The sequence below is a fragment of the Serratia sp. A07 genome (assembly GCF_058725505.1).
This window is the reverse complement of sequence record NZ_JBZXDO010000054.1, coordinates 1-16,438: the sequence shown is the minus strand read 5'-3', so window position 1 is coordinate 16,438 and position 16,438 is coordinate 1. Positions and strand designations below refer to the sequence as shown.

Below are 16,438 nucleotides of genomic sequence, written 5' to 3'. Positions count from 1 at the left end.
ATAAAATACGGCGATGAGGGTGGAAAGGACTTCGGCTGCGCAGCAGACGAGCTCACGCCGTAGGCGTGCTACCGTTCTTCAACCCACCGGGCACGGAATAGTTATATTCAGGGGTGACAATGATCACGCCGTCGGCCTGGCGGATCTGTTCGGCGATCGCCTCGACAGCGGCAGGGAAGCCTTCACCCTGTTGCATGTCGGCGTCGTACAGCGGGATATCGCGGATGGAAGGCAGCGCTTCAATGGTGACGCCTTGTGGGGCCAGCCCAGGCAGGGCGCGGGCCACCATGGCGTTGTAGGAGCCTTTGCGCAGGCTGCCGAGCAGAGTGACGATTTTCAAGGCTTGGTCTGACATGGTGATTCTCCCTTTCGAATGAGCAGATTCAGCGTACAACATGGGCGAATAGTAGGCTAAAGCGCGGGTCGAGAATAGGCGATTGCTCAACATTTAGCTGTCTTTACAATTTAATCCAGCAACTTGTGCGGTAAAGACAGCGTTATCCGCTTTGCGCTGCGTTAACCGGGCGTCTTCAGGCCCGTCAGTTTAACGAAGCGCGAGGATGCCGCCGGGCTGCGCGGCGAGATTTCCCCGTCTTTGTGCAGGCCGCGGCGCTCTTCGTAGCGCCAGCACAGCAGGCGGTCCAGGCCGGGGCTGCCGGCGCAGGCCCAGCTCAGGTATTCGTCGGCGTCGCTCATCACCTGAACGTCCGGCGTGGCGCTGGAGCGCAGGTGGCCGGAGAAGGGATGCAGACGCAGCGTAGCCTGGCCGCTGTTGCCGAGGCCGGAAATTTTCAGCACGCTTTGCCGGATGCTCCACAGCTGAGTCTCTGCCTCCAGCCGATCGTCCTGCGCGCCGATCCAGGCACTTTCTGCCGGCGTCTGATGCGCGTGTTGCAGCGCGCTTTGCCGGGTGCCGCGCGCGCGCATCACTTCGATATCCAGTCCGACTTTGCCTTCGTCGCTGAGCAGCACGCCCACGGTGTTGCTGGCGTAAGCGAGGCTGAAATCGGGCAGCTGATGATCGGCGAAACAGGGGCGGCCGGTCGGCGTGGTGGCGATGGGGGGCAGCGTCGGCAGGCCGTACAGATAGAACATCATTTCGGCGAGCAGAATGCGCCCTTGCAGGTAGCGCGTGCGGCGTTTAACGGAAAAGGTGCGGGTGGCGGCTATCACTTCGTCGGAGAGTCTTTGGGTATCCAGGACAGCGGAGGCCGGGGTCCAGCGGGCAAAATGACACGCCATTGTTCACTCCATGACAGAGGGTCGCTAAGAACGCAGGGGTGTTAGATTAAGACTAAGTTGAGGATTTATCATCAAAAAACACTATGCGTTTTATCCGATTTGTTGGCTTTTGCGCTATATAGGCGGGGGAGGGAGAAGAGCGTGCGGATCTGAATAAGCGCATAAAATTAATCAGTACCGAAACCAACCACGTTCGAATCGAAGGCGTCTAATGAATCTATAAAAATAACGACCAGATAAGAAAAAATTGGCGGAGAGAGCAGGATTCGAACCTACGACACGATGACTCGTGTGGATTTAAGAAACGGTTAGTTTCTTAAATCTGGCTTAAACCACTCGCCCACCTCTCCGCATTCTTTTGTTGGATACATAAAACCACAAAATAAAAATGGTTAAAATAACCTGAACTTGGAAATGTGATCAAGGCCAAAAAAACCATGATTTATGTGGGTAATTGTTAATTATCAGAGTCAGATCACTAAATTTACATTAGCTATTGTTATACAAAATTGGCGTCATTGGCTACGAATAGGGAAGAAGGGCATGCCAGATCTCGAGTTAATGCCGCTGCAAAGCGCCGAATTTTATAAGACAGCTGAACGTGTTGTTTTTAAAGAATATAAATGCAACTGCAAAAAAGGTTGGAAGGGCGAAGATCGTTTTATCGTCTACAAAGCCGATCAGAATGGAATCATTGAGGTGGTCAATAATGAGGTTTCAAATAACAACGTCGAAGAGCTCATCGCGCTGGCATCGTCTTTTTTGACGGATAAGGTGCTGATTTCCGGTGGGCATACCGTGGTTAATTTGGACGATCGTTTTTCTGTCAGCAGTGAAGTGGAAAAATCAGCGCAATTCTGCATTGACTACATAGCCGAATCCATTCGACAACTCAATGTTCAGCCTGACTTCTTGATGGAAATAAATGATTTCTATATGGAAAAAAGCGATGGCAGCGAGATAGACGGCGCTAACGAATTCAGGAAGATAGCGACATCGCCGTATATTATTCCGGAAAAAATAAATGACTACATTCTGGCGTCGAATCAAAGACATGGTATTGATATAAATACATTTTATGTCAGTGAAAAAAACATGGCGGATCGCTTTAAACGCCATATTAAGAACCGTATGGATAAAGAGGCGTATTTTCAGCGCCAAGACGGCAATGTGAAGATGACGGTGGGAGAGCACAGGTTCGATATCGTCAAGGAAAATAAACCGACCTGCGCGGCGGGAAATGCCGCGACGTTCAGGGCCATTCGGTATCGCATTTCCTCCAATAAAGTCTTCGATAATTACACGTCGCATATTGGCGTTTTTCCGCTGTGTTCGCGCGTTAACGTGCTTAACGGCTATCGTGCAGCCGCGACTTTTTACGATAACTTCTCCTTGCCTTCCTTACTGGTCTTCTTCGGCAGATCCTGTTTCGAATGACATTTTTTGTGCCAGTTGGCTATGCGTTGCCGCATAGCCATGATGGTCGAGCATCATCATGAAAATTTCACACCTGTATTGGCCAGTTACCTTTTTCTCCACGGCATTCGGCGCCGGGATTTTCTTTTTGCCCCAGGCTGTGGGGCCGGGCGTGTTGGGGATGAAAGTGTTCGCGCTGTTTATCGTTATCGCCATGTCGGTATCGATGATGGCGCACTATCTTTTTTTCAAATTCATCACTTCGCACCCGGAGAAAGATTTCCTGGCGGCATCATCGACGTTTATCGGCGAGCGGGCGGCGTCAATTGTCTGTGTGCTGTTTATTCTGTCGATGATCATTATCGTGCTGATAAATTTCATTACTCTGGTTAACGTTGTCGTGTCTTTTCTCCACGATGGATTCTGGATTCGGGGCGGTATTTCGCTGTTGTTGAGTGCGATGCTGTCGGCTGCATGGTTGGCGTTTAGCCAGCGAATTGAGCACCTGATCTCCAGAATGGCACTGGTTTCTATCGTGATGGTGGCGATCCTGACGGTGTTTTTCCTGTTACAACCTGCTGGGGCTCAGCTGGCGCCTGCGCCGCCGAGCATTTCATTGCAGACGTTGATGCTGCTGCCGATTTTTCTTTTTACGTTTAACTTTACCCCGTGCATCCAGCGGTTTGCGAAAAGCGCAGTGCGGCCGCAGGCGCGCAGTATTCTGTTCGGCAAGATACTGATCTTGGCGTTTATCGCCATGATCGTTATCGCTATCAGCCGCTTGCTGACGTTGGATGATATCTCGATCATTAACGGCCGTAATGTGGATGCGCTGTTTTATACCGCCGGCTTGACCGGCAACTCGATGGCATGGTTAGGCGCAGCCCTATTGCTGTGTTTGCTCACCGGTGGTGCTTATATGGGCACGTTGACTGGTGTAATCGACGGTATTACGTCCTTCGGCATGGCGGGAAAAAAGGGAATTATCGCGGGGAACATTATTGTCTGTACGCTTATCGGCACGATTAATCCGAGTATTATCAAGATCATCTCGAGCTGGTCGATACCCGTTATCGTGATGACCGTCTTTTTCATCCCATCACTGTATTTTTTACAGCGGGGCGACGGCCGGCAAAAGATGGTGGGAATAGCGGTGCTGTGCTGCGGCATCGCGGTGATAGCGACGCTATTTGTGTAAGGCGGTACGTCTAATCCAGGATCAGCGTATCGCCGGTGGCCGGTGAGATCCCTGCCGGCAGCCATAGCTGGCCCCAGGCGCCGGTACAGTGGCAGCCCATGATCTTTTCCGGCGGATACTGCCGTAAAAAACGGCGGACGCGCCAGAGCGTGCGCGGGGAAGCGCAGCGTAGATGAAAACCGCCGATCAGGGCGTGGATCCGATCGATCCCGGTGATTTTCTGGCAATGGCGCACGATATTGACGATCCCGCGGTGCCCGCAGCCGGTCACGATCACCAGACCGCGATCCGATTTGTAAATCAGCACCCCTTCGTCGATCACGTAATCCACCGCCGCGTTTTCCCCGGCGATCACCCCGTAGGCGCGCGGGGCGGGTACCGCGATTTCGCCTGACCACATAAAGCGATCGCCGATCGCCAGCGGTTCGCGGCTGTAGTGCATGCGGTGGCGCGAGTAGTCGATATCCAAGGAGAGCTTTTTGATTTTGCGGGTGTGGCCCAGCACCTTCAGCGCCGCATAGCGTTCATCGCCGACCTGCGGGTGGCAGATGATGCGGCTGTTGTCCGGCAGCCAGGCGACGCCGCCGCAGTGGTCATAGTGGCCGTGGGAGAGCACCGTTGCGGTAATACGGGAGAGATCGACGCCCATCAGCGCCGCATTGCGCAGAAAGCTGTCGTCGGGGCCGGTATCGAACAGTATGGACGTCGTCTCATCCTCAATCAGCAGGCTTAGCCCGGCCTTGGCCTGCAATAATGGGTCGGCGCCGGCGGCGCGGCGGTTTTCCAGCAGTACCTTGAGGGTCAATGCCATGTTGACTCGTTCCTGAGAGAGATTCCTGACTTTTCAGTATAGCGTGGAGGGCGGTAGCGGCTCTGTGAGCCGGCGCGCAGAGCGAGCGCGGGAAAGAAAAACGGCCGGAACAAGGGTTTGTCCCGGCCGTGAAGGCGTCTGGCGGCGTTATTTACCTATACAGAAGCTGGAGAAGATGCGGCCCAGCAGGTCGTCGGAGGTGAATTCGCCGGTGATTTCACTCAAGGCCAGCTGCGCCTGGCGCAATTCCTCGGCCAACAGCTCGCCCGCGTAAGCGCTCACTAACTGTTCTTTACCTTGCACCAGGTGCTGTGCCGCCAGCTCCAGCGCCTGCAGGTGGCGACGGCGCGCCAGGAAACCGCCTTCCATGTTGCTGGTGAAGCCCATGCTCTGTTTCAGATGATCGCGCAGCACATCGACGCCTTCGCCGGTGCGGGCCGACAGGCGAATAAGTGAGTGGTTGTTCACTTCCGTCAGACCCAGCGTTTCACCGGTGATGTCGGCCTTGTTGCGCACCACGGTGATCGGCAGCGTGCCCGGCAGGCGCGCCATAAACTCCGGCCAGATCTCCGCCGGCTCGGTGGCGGCGGTGGTGGTGCCGTCAACCATAAACAGCACTCTGTCGGCCTGTTCGATCTCGTTCCACGCACGTTCGATGCCGATACGCTCAACCTCGTCGCTGGCGTCGCGCAGGCCGGCGGTGTCGATGATGTGCAGCGGCATGCCGTCGATATGGATATGTTCGCGCAGGACATCGCGGGTGGTGCCGGCGATATCGGTGACGATCGCCGCCTCACGCCCTGCTAACGCATTGAGCAGGCTGGATTTACCGGCGTTGGGGCGCCCGGCGATCACCACCTTCATCCCTTCGCGCAGCAGGCTGCCCTGGCGCGCTTCGCCGCGCACGCTGTCCAGATCCGCCATCACGTCGTTGAGCTGCGCCTCGATTTTACCGTCGGACAGGAAGTCGATTTCCTCGTCGGGGAAGTCGATCGCCGCTTCCACGTAGATTCGCAGGTGAGTGAGCGCTTCCACGAGCTGGTGGATGCGGGTGGAGAAGGCGCCCTGCAGCGAGTTCATCGCCGAACGTGCCGCCTGCTCGGAGCTGGCGTCGATCAGATCGGCAATCGCTTCGGCCTGCGCCAAATCGAGTTTGTCATTGAGGAACGCGCGTTCGGAGAATTCGCCGGGCCGTGCGATGCGCACATCGGGCAGCGCCAGCACGCGCTTGAGCAACAGATCGAGGATCACCGGCCCGCCGTGGCCCTGCAGTTCCAGCACGTCTTCGCCGGTAAAGGAGTTCGGCCCCGGGAACCACAGCGCGATACCCTGATCGAGGGTGGCGCCCGTGGCGTCGCGGAACGGCAGATAGTCAGCGTAGCGCGGCTTCGGCAGCTTGCCGAGCAACGCCTGGGCGACGTCTTTGGCCTGGCTTCCGGAAATGCGCAGAATGCCGACGCCGCCGCGTCCCGGCGGGGTGGCTTGGGCTACGATGGTATCGGTGGTGCTCATAACGGTTCTCTCTGACGATTAAGATGCAAAAAGGCGGTCTAATGACCGCCTTTGGTGTGACTGCAAGGGTCGGTGCGCCGAACCCCTACAATACGCTTAGCTTTTTTTCTTGTCGCGGCTGTGCAGACCGCGTTTTTCCAGACCACGGTAAATCAGCTGCTGCTGCAGGATGGTCACCAGGTTACTGACGATGTAGTACAGTACCAGACCGGACGGGAACCACAGGAAGAACACTGTGAAGATCACCGGCATGAAGGTCATGATTTTCTGCTGCATCGGGTCAGTCACGGTGGTCGGCGACATCTTCTGAATGAAGAACATCGTCACGCCCATCAGGATTGGCAGGATGTAGTACGGGTCTTGCGCCGACAGGTCATGGATCCACAGGGCGAACGGCGCGTGGCGCAGCTCGACCGAACCCATCAGCATGTAGTACAGCGCCAGGAAGATCGGCATCTGAATGATCAGCGGCAGGCAGCCGCCGAGCGGGTTCACTTTCTCCGCCTTGTACAGCGCCATCATCTCTTGGCTCATGCGCTGTTTGTCATCGCCGATGCGCTCGCGCATCGCCTGCAGCTTCGGCTGCAGCATGCGCATTTTCGCCATCGAGGTGTACTGCGCCTTGGTCAGCGGGTACATGATGCCGCGCACGATGAAGGTGATGATGATGATGGAGAAGCCCCAGTTACCGATAAAGCCGTGGATGAACTTCAGCAGTTTGAACAGCGGCTGGGAGATGAACCACAGCCAACCGTAATCCACGGTCAGGTCCAGGTGCGGCGCCAGCTGGGCCATCTGGTCCTGCAGCTCCGGGCCGACCCACAGGGTCGCGTTCAGCTGCTGCTGAGCGCCCGGCTGCACCACGACCGGCGTAGATTTGAAGCCGATGGTGGACAGGTTGTCGCCTGGTTTGGCGGTGTAGAAGGTGTTGTCACCCTTGGTCGCCGGTACCCACGCGGTGGCGAAGTACTGTTGCAGCATGGCGACCCAACCGTCTTTGGTGGTGACGCTCAGGTTTTCGTCTTTGTCGAATGCGTATTTCTGGTACTTGTCATCGCTGGACGAGTACGCCGCGCCGCGGAAGGTGTGCAGCGCGAAGTTGCTGCTGCCGGTATCGCGGTGCTTAGGCAATTCGGTGGTCTGCTTCAGCTGGCCGAACAGGGTCAGCTCCAGCGGCGTCGCGCCTTTGTTGTCGATGCTGTAATCCACGCCGACCGCATAGTGATCGCGTTTGAGCACGAAGGTCTTGGTGTAGACCGCGCCGTCTTTATCGGTGTAGGTCAGCGGGATGCGCAGCTCGTCCTGGCCTTCCGGCAGGGTGTAGCTGTCCTGCGCCGCCTGATACAGCGGGCGTTCGCCGTTGGCCGGGTTGTCCGGGCCGTTTTTACCGGTCAGGCCGCTTTGCGCCTGATAGACGAATGACGGAGTGGTTTCCAGCAGTTGGAACGGAGTCGATGAACCCAGAGTATCCGGGTAGGCCAACAGTTTAGCCTGCTCGATATCGCCACCACGGGTGTTGATGGTCAGTGACAGCACGTCGGTGTTCACGGTAATCAGCTTACCCTGACCACTGGCTGGCACGGCCTGGCTGGCGGCATCACCGGCTACTGCGTTCGAAGTCTGTTGCGTGGTCTGTGCGGCCGGCTGCGGAGCGTTGTCCGTTTGCCATGCCTGCCAGATCATGAAAGACACGAACAGCAGAGCGATGAGGAGAAGATTGCGTTGCGAATCCATCGTTAGTGTTCTCTGTTATCGTCGGTTTTTGGCGGCACCGGATCATCGCCACCTGGGTTCAAAGGGTGGCATTTTAATACGCGTTTCAATGCTAACCAACTGCCTTTTATCATGCCAAACCTGCTTAATGCCTCAATTGCGTAATGAGAGCATGTCGGCTGGAAGCGACAACGAGGCCCTAGCAGCGGACTGATGACGAGCTGATAGGCCCGCACCAGCCCGATCAGGATGCGGGAGCCTGGCGACAGTGGCGACGCCATAATTTATCCAAAGCTTCCGTCAGCGCGCGGTTATCCAAATCCGCTATCCCCTTTTTGGCCACCACGACAAAATCCATCGCCGGTAATTCGTGCTGACGCAGGCGGAAGCTTTCGCGGGTTAGGCGTTTGATCCGATTACGCTCGTGCGCGCGTTTGACGTGTTTTTTGGCGACGGTAAGACCGATGCGGGGATGCCCCAGCTGGTTCAGGCGGCCGAGGATGGTGATTTGCGGCGTGCCAGCCCGTTGTGGCTGCTGGAAGACGAAAGTGAAATGAGTGGGAGTTAACAAACGTAACTCCCTGGGAAAAGCGAGCTTAACCACTCAGCGGGTTAGCTTTATTACTTAGAAACAGTCAGACGAGCACGGCCTTTCGCACGACGGCGGGCCAGAACTTGACGACCATTTTTGGTGGCCATACGAGCACGGAAACCGTGGCTACGGTTGCGCTTCAATACGGACGGTTGGAAAGTGCGTTTCATAGCGATTTCTACCTAAACTTAAAATAATTACTGATCAGTAAACGCGTTTGGCTACTCGGCGTGAAGATGACCGACGCCTCAATCGCAATACATAAAGAAGCGGGATTGTAATAATTGTACAGTCCTGAGTCAATTCGCATCGCGCCAGCCTACCTGGTTGTCTGCCAATAACGGAACAAAATCCGGTCTTGGCCCGTGGTCACCGCAGAATCCTGTCTGGCTAATGACGCACCATAAGGAACCAGGTATCACACGTAGGGCGAAGATTATACGGACTCGGGGTGAAATCGCAAGGATCCCCGTGAGATCCTTTGCGCGCGATCGCAGGATCCGGCGTGGATAACAGGGTATAACCGGTTGACAATGTAAAAAACGCGGCGCAGCGGCCGGGATCTGCGCGGCCATTCGGCGCCAGCGGCGAAAAGATCGCCGCCGGCCGCGGCCTGTGGATAAAATGGATCTAATCTGTGAGGAAGGGGAGGATCTCTTGCGCGGATTGCGCTATGATCCGTCATTCCGATCGCGATCCCTCATACCGGGATCGTGAGGGACACAAACCGTGAAAGGCGGTTCGCATCCCCCACAGGCAAACAGCCGATGCCGGGTATGTGTCAAAAATCATGAGTTATAAAAAAGTTGCCCGTTTCTTTTCTTTATTGATCTTGTTCGAGTGGAGTCCGCCGTGTCACTTTCGCTTTGGCAGCAGTGTCTTGCCCGATTGCAGGATGAGTTACCTGCCACAGAATTTAGTATGTGGATTCGCCCATTGCAGGCGGAACTGAGTGACAACACCCTGGCGCTGTACGCGCCTAACCGTTTTGTGCTGGATTGGGTTCGCGATAAGTACTTAAACAACATCAATGGTCTGCTGAATGATTTCTGCGGCACGGATGCGCCTTTGCTGCGTTTTGAAGTCGGCAGCAAGCCGATCACGCAGGTGATCAGCCAGACCGTGACCGCCAGCGTCAGCAGCGCCCCCGCAGCCCCGGCGGCACGCACGGCCGCGCCTTCGCGCCCGAGCTGGGACAACGCGGCGGCGCAACCCGAGCTCTCTTACCGCTCCAACGTCAACCCCAAGCACACCTTCGACAACTTCGTCGAGGGTAAGTCCAACCAGCTGGCGCGCGCGGCGGCTCGCCAGGTGGCGGACAATCCGGGCGGCGCCTACAACCCGCTGTTCCTGTATGGCGGCACCGGCCTGGGTAAAACTCACCTGCTGCACGCGGTCGGCAACGGCATCATGGCGCGCAAAGCCAACGCCAAAGTGGTCTACATGCACTCGGAACGCTTCGTGCAGGACATGGTCAAAGCGTTGCAGAACAATGCTATCGAAGAGTTTAAGCGCTACTACCGTTCGGTCGACGCCTTGCTGATCGATGACATCCAATTCTTCGCCAACAAGGAGCGTTCGCAGGAAGAGTTCTTCCATACCTTTAACGCCCTGTTGGAAGGCAATCAGCAGATCATCCTGACCTCGGATCGCTACCCTAAAGAGATCAACGGGGTGGAAGATCGTTTGAAGTCCCGCTTCGGCTGGGGGCTGACGGTGGCGATCGAGCCGCCGGAGCTGGAAACCCGCGTGGCGATCCTGATGAAAAAGGCCGACGAGAACGACATTCGCCTGCCGGGCGAAGTGGCGTTCTTCATCGCCAAGCGCCTGCGTTCCAACGTGCGTGAGCTCGAAGGGGCGCTGAACCGCGTGATCGCCAACGCCAACTTTACCGGCCGGGCCATCACCATCGATTTCGTGCGCGAAGCGCTGCGCGATCTGCTGGCGCTGCAGGAAAAGCTGGTCACCATCGACAATATTCAAAAGACGGTGGCGGAGTATTACAAGATTAAAGTCGCGGATTTGCTGTCCAAGCGGCGTTCGCGATCCGTTGCCCGCCCGCGCCAGATGGCGATGGCGCTGGCGAAGGAACTCACCAACCACAGCCTGCCGGAAATCGGCGATGCGTTTGGTGGCCGCGACCATACCACGGTGTTGCACGCCTGCCGGAAGATCGAGCAGCTGCGTGAGGAAAGTCACGACATCAAAGAAGATTTCTCCAATTTAATCAGAACATTATCTTCATAGCGCTATGAAATTTATCGTTGAACGTGAGCATCTGCTAAAACCGCTGCAACAGGTAAGCAGCCCGCTGGGCGGCCGCCCGACCTTGCCGATCCTGGGCAACCTGCTGCTGCAGGTGACGGAAGGCTCCCTGCTGCTGACCGGCACCGATCTGGAGATGGAGATGGTGGCGCGCGTCGCCCTGTCCCAACCGCACGAGCCGGGCGCGACCACCGTGCCCGCGCGTAAATTCTTTGATATCTGCCGTGGCCTGCCGGAAGGGGCGGAGATCGCCGTCACGCTGGAGAGCGAGCGCATGCTGGTGCGGTCCGGCCGCAGCCGCTTCTCGCTGTCCACGCTGCCGGCGGCGGACTTCCCGAACCTGGACGACTGGCAGAGCGAGGTGGAATTCACCTTGCCGCAGGCGACGCTGAAGCGCCTGATCGAAGCCACCCAGTTCTCGATGGCCCATCAGGACGTGCGTTACTACCTGAACGGCATGCTGTTTGAAACCGAAGGCGAGGAGCTGCGCACCGTCGCGACCGACGGCCACCGCCTGGCGGTGTGCTCGATGCCGATCGGCCAACAGCTGCCGTCCCATTCGGTGATCGTGCCGCGTAAAGGGGTGATGGAGCTGGTGCGTCTGCTGGACGGCGGCGATTCGCTGCTGCAGCTGCAGATCGGCAGCAACAACATTCGCGCCCACGTCGGCGATTTCATCTTCACCTCCAAGCTGGTTGACGGCCGTTTCCCAGACTATCGCCGCGTCTTGCCGAAGAACCCGGATAAAACGCTGGAAGCCGGCTGCGATCTGCTCAAGCAGGCGTTTGCGCGCGCGGCCATTCTCTCGAACGAGAAATTCCGCGGCGTGCGGCTGTACGTCAGCCAGAACCAGCTGAAGATCACCGCCAACAACCCGGAGCAGGAAGAGGCGGAAGAGATCCTCGACGTCAGCTACGACGGCGCGGAGATGGAGATCGGCTTCAACGTTAGCTACGTGCTGGACGTGTTGAACGCGCTCAAGTGTGAAGACGTGCGCCTGCTGTTGACCGACTCGGTCTCCAGCGTGCAGATCGAAGACGGCGCCAGCCAGGCGGCGGCCTACGTTGTCATGCCAATGCGGTTGTAGTCTCGTTACCTTGAATTACAGCACCGTCATCGGTAAAGAGATTGCATGGCTCTGACGCGTTTATTGATTAAAGATTTCCGCAATATCGAGGCGGCGGATTTGGCGCTGGCGCCGGGATTCAACTTCCTGGTCGGCGCCAACGGCAGCGGCAAGACCAGCGTGCTGGAAGCGGTATATACGCTCGGGCACGGCCGCGCCTTTCGCAGCCTGCAGGCCGGTCGGGTGATCCGTCACGACCAGCCGGAGTTCGTGCTGCACGGCCGCATAGAAGGTACGGAGCGCGAGCTGTCGGTAGGATTGAGCAAGAGCCGTCAGGGTGACAGCAAAGTACGCATCGATGGCAGCGACGGCCACAAGGTGGCCGAGCTGGCGCAGCTGCTGCCCATGCAGCTGATCACCCCCGAAGGTTTTACCCTGCTGAACGGCGGGCCGAAATTCCGGCGCGCCTTCCTTGACTGGGGCTGTTTTCATAACGAACCCGGTTTTTTCACCGCCTGGAGCAACCTGAAACGGTTACTGAAGCAGCGCAATGCCGCGCTGCGCCAGGTGAGTCGCTATGCGCAGATCCGCGCCTGGGATCAGGAACTGATCCCGCTCGCGGAGCGCATCAGCGAATGGCGGGCGGAATACAGCGACGCGATCGCCGCGGATATCACCGCGACCTGCGCGCAGTTTCTGCCTGAATTCGCCCTGAGCTTCTCCTTCCAGCGCGGCTGGGACAAAGAGAGCGACTACGGCGAGCTGCTGGAGCGCCAGTTCGAGCGCGACAGGGCGTTGACCTATACCGCGGTGGGGCCGCATAAAGCGGACTTCCGCATTCGTGCCGACGGCACGCCGGTAGAGGATTTGTTATCGCGCGGTCAGCTTAAGCTGCTGATGTGCGCGTTGCGCTTGGCGCAGGGTGAGTTTCTCACCCGGCAGAGCGGGCGGCGTTGCCTGTATCTGATTGATGATTTTGCCTCCGAGCTGGACACCGGCCGTCGCCGGTTGCTGGCCGATCGCCTGAAAGCCACCCAGGCCCAGGTTTTTGTCAGCGCGGTCAGCGCTGAACAAGTGACCGACATGGCCGGTGAAAAGGGCAAGATGTTCCGCGTGGAACAGGGTAAAATAGAGGTTCAACCACAGGACTAAAATGAGCGAGAAACGTTGATGTCGAATTCTTATGACTCCTCAAGTATCAAGGTATTAAAAGGGCTGGATGCGGTGCGCAAGCGCCCGGGCATGTATATCGGCGATACCGATGACGGCACCGGTCTGCACCACATGGTATTCGAGGTTGTGGACAACGCTATCGACGAAGCGCTCGCGGGCCACTGTAGTGACATTCAGGTCACCATCCATGCCGACAACTCGGTATCGGTACAGGATGACGGCCGCGGCATTCCGACCGGCATTCACCCTGAAGAAGGGGTTTCAGCCGCAGAGGTCATCATGACCGTGCTGCACGCCGGCGGTAAATTCGACGACAACTCCTATAAAGTTTCCGGCGGCCTGCACGGCGTGGGCGTCTCGGTGGTTAACGCCCTGTCGGAGAAACTGGAGCTGGTGATCCGCCGCGAAGGCAAAGTACACGAACAGACTTACAGCCACGGCGAGCCGCAGGCGCCGCTGACCGTGGTGGGCGAAACCGAACAGACCGGCACCATGGTGCGCTTCTGGCCGAGCCACCAGACCTTCACCAATGTGACCGATTTTGAGTACGACATTCTGGCCAAGCGTCTGCGCGAGCTGTCCTTCCTCAACTCCGGCGTGTCTATCCGCCTGAAGGACAAGCGCACCGACCGTGAAGACCACTTCCATTACGAAGGCGGCATCAAGGCGTTTGTCGAGTATCTGAACAAGAACAAAACCCCGATCCACCCGAACGTGTTCTACTTCTCGACCGTGAAAGACGATATCGGCGTGGAAGTGGCGCTGCAGTGGAACGACGGTTTCCAGGAAAACATCTACTGCTTCACCAACAACATTCCGCAGCGCGACGGCGGCACGCACCTGGTCGGTTTCCGTACCGCGATGACCCGTACGCTGAATAGCTACATGGAAAAGGAAGGCTACAGCAAGAAGGCCAAGGTCAGCGCCACCGGCGATGACGCGCGTGAAGGCCTGATTGCCGTGGTGTCGGTGAAGGTGCCGGATCCGAAGTTCTCTTCTCAGACCAAGGACAAGCTGGTCTCCTCCGAGGTGAAAACCGCGGTTGAAACGCTGATGAACGAGAAGCTGGTGGATTACCTGATGGAAAATCCAGGCGACGCGAAAATCGTGGTCGGCAAAATCATCGACGCGGCGCGCGCGCGCGAAGCGGCACGTAAAGCGCGTGAGATGACCCGCCGCAAAGGCGCACTGGATCTGGCCGGCCTGCCGGGCAAACTGGCGGACTGCCAGGAACGCGATCCGGCGCTGTCCGAACTGTACCTGGTGGAAGGGGACTCCGCGGGCGGCTCTGCCAAGCAGGGGCGTAACCGCAAGAACCAGGCTATCTTGCCGCTGAAGGGGAAAATCCTCAACGTCGAGAAAGCGCGTTTCGACAAAATGCTCTCCTCGCAGGAAGTGGCGACGCTGATCACCGCGCTGGGTTGCGGCATTGGCCGCGACGAGTACAGCCCAGACAAGCTGCGTTACCACAGCATCATCATCATGACCGATGCCGACGTCGACGGTTCGCACATCCGTACGCTGCTGTTGACCTTCTTCTACCGCCAGATGCCGGAAATCATCGAGCGTGGCCACGTGTTCATCGCGCAGCCGCCGCTGTACAAGGTGAAGAAAGGCAAGCAAGAGCAGTACATCAAAGATGACGAGGCGATGGATCAGTACCAGATCGCCATCGCGATGGACGGCGCTACGCTGCACACCAATGCCAGCGCACCGGCGCTCGGCGGCGAGCAGCTGGAAAAACTGGTGGCCGAACACTACGGCGTGCAGAAGCTGATTGGCCGCATGGAGCGCCGCTACCCGCGCGCGCTGCTGAACAGCCTGATCTACCAGCCGACGCTGAACGAAGGCGATCTGAGCGATGAAGCCAAGGTGAAAACCTGGATCGCTTCGCTGGTGCAGGCGCTGAACGACAAAGAGCAGCACGGCAGCAGCTATGACTTCGTGATCTTCGAGAACCGTGAGCGCCAGATGTTCGAGCCGGCGCTGCGCATCCGCACCCACGGCGTGGATACCGACTATAAGCTGGACTTCGACTTCATCCACGGCGGCGAATATCGCAAGATCTGCCAGCTGGGCGAGAAGCTGCGCGGGCTGATCGAAGACGGTGCGTTCATCGAGCGTGGCGAACGTCGTCAGCCGGTAGACAGCTTCGAGCAGGCGCTGGAGTGGCTGGTGAAAGAGTCGCGCCGCGGCCTGTCGGTGCAGCGTTATAAAGGTCTGGGCGAGATGAACCCGGAGCAGCTGTGGGAAACCACCATGGATCCGGAAAGCCGCCGCATGCTGCGCGTGACCGTCAAGGACGCCATCGCTGCCGATCAGCTGTTCACCACGCTGATGGGCGATGCGGTTGAACTGCGCCGTGCCTTTATCGAAGAAAACGCCCTGAAAGCGGCGAACATCGATATCTGATGCGTTAATGGCTGTGAAAATCCGCGCCGGGCGACCCGCGCGGATTTTTTTTACGCCTTTTTTGGCGCTGACAGCCGAGGCTGAAACGCGTTAGCATGAGAAAAAACCACTGGGAGAAGCGTTGAATGGCTATTGAACTGATTGCGATCGACATGGACGGCACGTTGCTGGATCCGCAGCACCAAATCACGCCGGCGGTAAAGCAGGCTATCGCGGCAGCGCGGCGCAAAGGGGTGCACGTGGTGCTGGCCACCGGGCGGCCTTATGTCGGCGTGCAGGACTATCTGCGCCAGTTGGACATTCAGGGCCCCGGCGATTTCTGTATAACCTATAACGGCGCACTGGTGCTGCGTGCGGTCGACGGCGCCTGCATCCTGCAGGAAACGCTGGGCTTCGAGGACTATCTGCACTTCGAGCAGATGGCGCGCGAGTTCGGCGTTCACTACCAGGCGTTTGATTTCGACACCCTGTATACCCCGAACAAGGACATTGGCAAATACACCATACACGAGGCGGCAATGACTGGTATTCCGTTGAAATACCGCAGCGTGGAGGAGATGGATCGCCAGATGCGTTTCCCGAAAGTGATGATGATCGACGAGCCGGAGCTGTTGGACCGCGCTATCGCGCGCATCCCGGCGGAAACGCGCGAGCGTTACACCATTCTGAAAAGCGCGCCTTACTTCCTCGAAATCCTGCATAAGAACGTCGATAAGGGCGCCGGGGTGAGAATGCTGGCCGAGCATCTCGGCGTGGCGCGGGAAAACATTATGACGCTGGGGGATCAGGCCAACGATACGGCGATGATCGAGTGTGCCGGCGTCGGCGTGGCGATGGGCAACGCCATTCCCGAGCTGAAAGCGGTGGCGCAGTTTGTCACCAGCGCCAATACCGAAGACGGCGTGGCGCGCGCCATCGAGAAGTTCGTGCTCAACGGCTGATAAAATGGGGCGCTGCGGCGTAATGCTTGTCAGTTAAGCTTTTGAGGAAGCCGCAACGTATAACGTTGCGGCTTCTTTTTTACTGCCCGCGGGTAAT

The 16,438-nt window shown here is 57.7% G+C and carries 14 protein-coding genes and 2 pseudogenes; 7 read left to right on the top strand and 9 right to left on the bottom strand.

Annotated features, from left to right (window positions below):
* Positions 1-73: 73 nt before the first annotated feature.
* From AC4PR2_RS26040 to AC4PR2_RS26030, 3 genes and pseudogenes are all read right to left on the bottom strand, one after another.
* Positions 74-355: pseudogene (locus AC4PR2_RS26040) on the bottom strand (NADPH-dependent FMN reductase); the annotation flags it as partial.
* A 161-nt stretch (positions 356-516) separates the two neighbouring features.
* A complete protein-coding gene (locus tag AC4PR2_RS26035) occupies positions 517-1,242 on the bottom strand; it encodes a 4'-phosphopantetheinyl transferase family protein (RefSeq protein WP_060457229.1) in 726 nt (241 codons plus the stop codon).
* Between the two features lie 248 nt (positions 1,243-1,490).
* Positions 1,491-1,592, bottom strand: a pseudogene (locus tag AC4PR2_RS26030).
* A gap of 193 nt (positions 1,593-1,785) precedes the next feature.
* Here AC4PR2_RS26030 and AC4PR2_RS26025 point away from each other — a divergent pair.
* Positions 1,786-2,679 carry a hypothetical protein gene (locus tag AC4PR2_RS26025; RefSeq protein WP_197757540.1) on the top strand — a complete coding sequence of 298 codons (894 nt, stop codon included), beginning with the start codon at positions 1,786-1,788 and terminating at the stop codon, positions 2,677-2,679.
* A gap of 58 nt (positions 2,680-2,737) precedes the next feature.
* Positions 2,738-3,856 (top strand): amino acid permease, encoded by a 1,119-nt coding sequence (locus AC4PR2_RS26020; protein ID WP_197803894.1) that lies wholly within the window; start codon positions 2,738-2,740, stop codon positions 3,854-3,856.
* Positions 3,857-3,866: 10 nt separating this feature from the next.
* Here AC4PR2_RS26020 and AC4PR2_RS26015 read toward each other — a convergent pair whose 3' ends face one another.
* The 6 genes from AC4PR2_RS26015 to rpmH all read right to left on the bottom strand — a co-directional run bounded on the left by AC4PR2_RS26015 (position 3,867) and on the right by rpmH (position 8,654).
* Entirely contained in the window at positions 3,867-4,667 is an 801-nt protein-coding gene (locus AC4PR2_RS26015) for an MBL fold metallo-hydrolase (protein ID WP_060441263.1), read from the bottom strand.
* Positions 4,668-4,814: 147 nt separating this feature from the next.
* Positions 4,815-6,179: a tRNA uridine-5-carboxymethylaminomethyl(34) synthesis GTPase MnmE gene (mnmE, locus tag AC4PR2_RS26010; RefSeq protein ID WP_038876016.1), complete on the bottom strand. Its 1,365-nt coding sequence runs from the start codon at positions 6,177-6,179 to the stop codon at positions 4,815-4,817.
* Between the two features lie 96 nt (positions 6,180-6,275).
* A complete protein-coding gene (gene yidC, locus AC4PR2_RS26005) occupies positions 6,276-7,913 on the bottom strand; it encodes a membrane protein insertase YidC (protein WP_049200579.1) in 1,638 nt (545 codons plus the stop codon).
* A 2-nt stretch (positions 7,914-7,915) separates the two neighbouring features.
* Complete coding sequence (yidD, locus tag AC4PR2_RS26000) at positions 7,916-8,173, bottom strand: membrane protein insertion efficiency factor YidD (protein ID WP_004933881.1); 258 nt, start codon at positions 8,171-8,173, stop codon at positions 7,916-7,918.
* Positions 8,137-8,496: a ribonuclease P protein component gene (gene rnpA, locus AC4PR2_RS25995; RefSeq protein ID WP_004933883.1), complete on the bottom strand. Its 360-nt coding sequence runs from the start codon at positions 8,494-8,496 to the stop codon at positions 8,137-8,139. Before rnpA ends, yidD begins: the two co-directional genes overlap by 37 nt.
* Positions 8,497-8,513: 17 nt before the next feature.
* Positions 8,514-8,654 carry a 50S ribosomal protein L34 gene (gene rpmH, locus AC4PR2_RS25990; RefSeq protein ID WP_000831330.1) on the bottom strand — a complete coding sequence of 47 codons (141 nt, stop codon included), beginning with the start codon at positions 8,652-8,654 and terminating at the stop codon, positions 8,514-8,516.
* A 682-nt stretch (positions 8,655-9,336) separates the two neighbouring features.
* On the opposite strand from rpmH, the gene dnaA reads away from it, so the two are divergent.
* The 5 genes from dnaA to yidA all read left to right on the top strand — a co-directional run bounded on the left by dnaA (position 9,337) and on the right by yidA (position 16,341).
* Positions 9,337-10,731 carry a chromosomal replication initiator protein DnaA gene (gene dnaA / locus AC4PR2_RS25985; RefSeq protein WP_004933889.1) on the top strand — a complete coding sequence of 465 codons (1,395 nt, stop codon included), beginning with the start codon at positions 9,337-9,339 and terminating at the stop codon, positions 10,729-10,731.
* 4 nt (positions 10,732-10,735) lie between these two features.
* Positions 10,736-11,836: a DNA polymerase III subunit beta gene (gene dnaN / locus AC4PR2_RS25980; protein ID WP_004933892.1), complete on the top strand. Its 1,101-nt coding sequence runs from the start codon at positions 10,736-10,738 to the stop codon at positions 11,834-11,836.
* 45 nt (positions 11,837-11,881) lie between these two features.
* Positions 11,882-12,967 carry a DNA replication/repair protein RecF gene (recF, locus tag AC4PR2_RS25975; protein WP_033636531.1) on the top strand — a complete coding sequence of 362 codons (1,086 nt, stop codon included), beginning with the start codon at positions 11,882-11,884 and terminating at the stop codon, positions 12,965-12,967.
* Positions 12,968-12,985: 18 nt separating this feature from the next.
* Positions 12,986-15,400 carry a DNA topoisomerase (ATP-hydrolyzing) subunit B gene (gyrB, locus tag AC4PR2_RS25970; protein WP_492175683.1) on the top strand — a complete coding sequence of 805 codons (2,415 nt, stop codon included), beginning with the start codon at positions 12,986-12,988 and terminating at the stop codon, positions 15,398-15,400.
* 125 nt (positions 15,401-15,525) lie between these two features.
* Positions 15,526-16,341, top strand: a complete 816-nt coding sequence (yidA, locus tag AC4PR2_RS25965; RefSeq protein WP_492175682.1) for a sugar-phosphatase — start codon at positions 15,526-15,528, stop codon at positions 16,339-16,341.
* Positions 16,342-16,438: the final 97 nt, after the last annotated feature.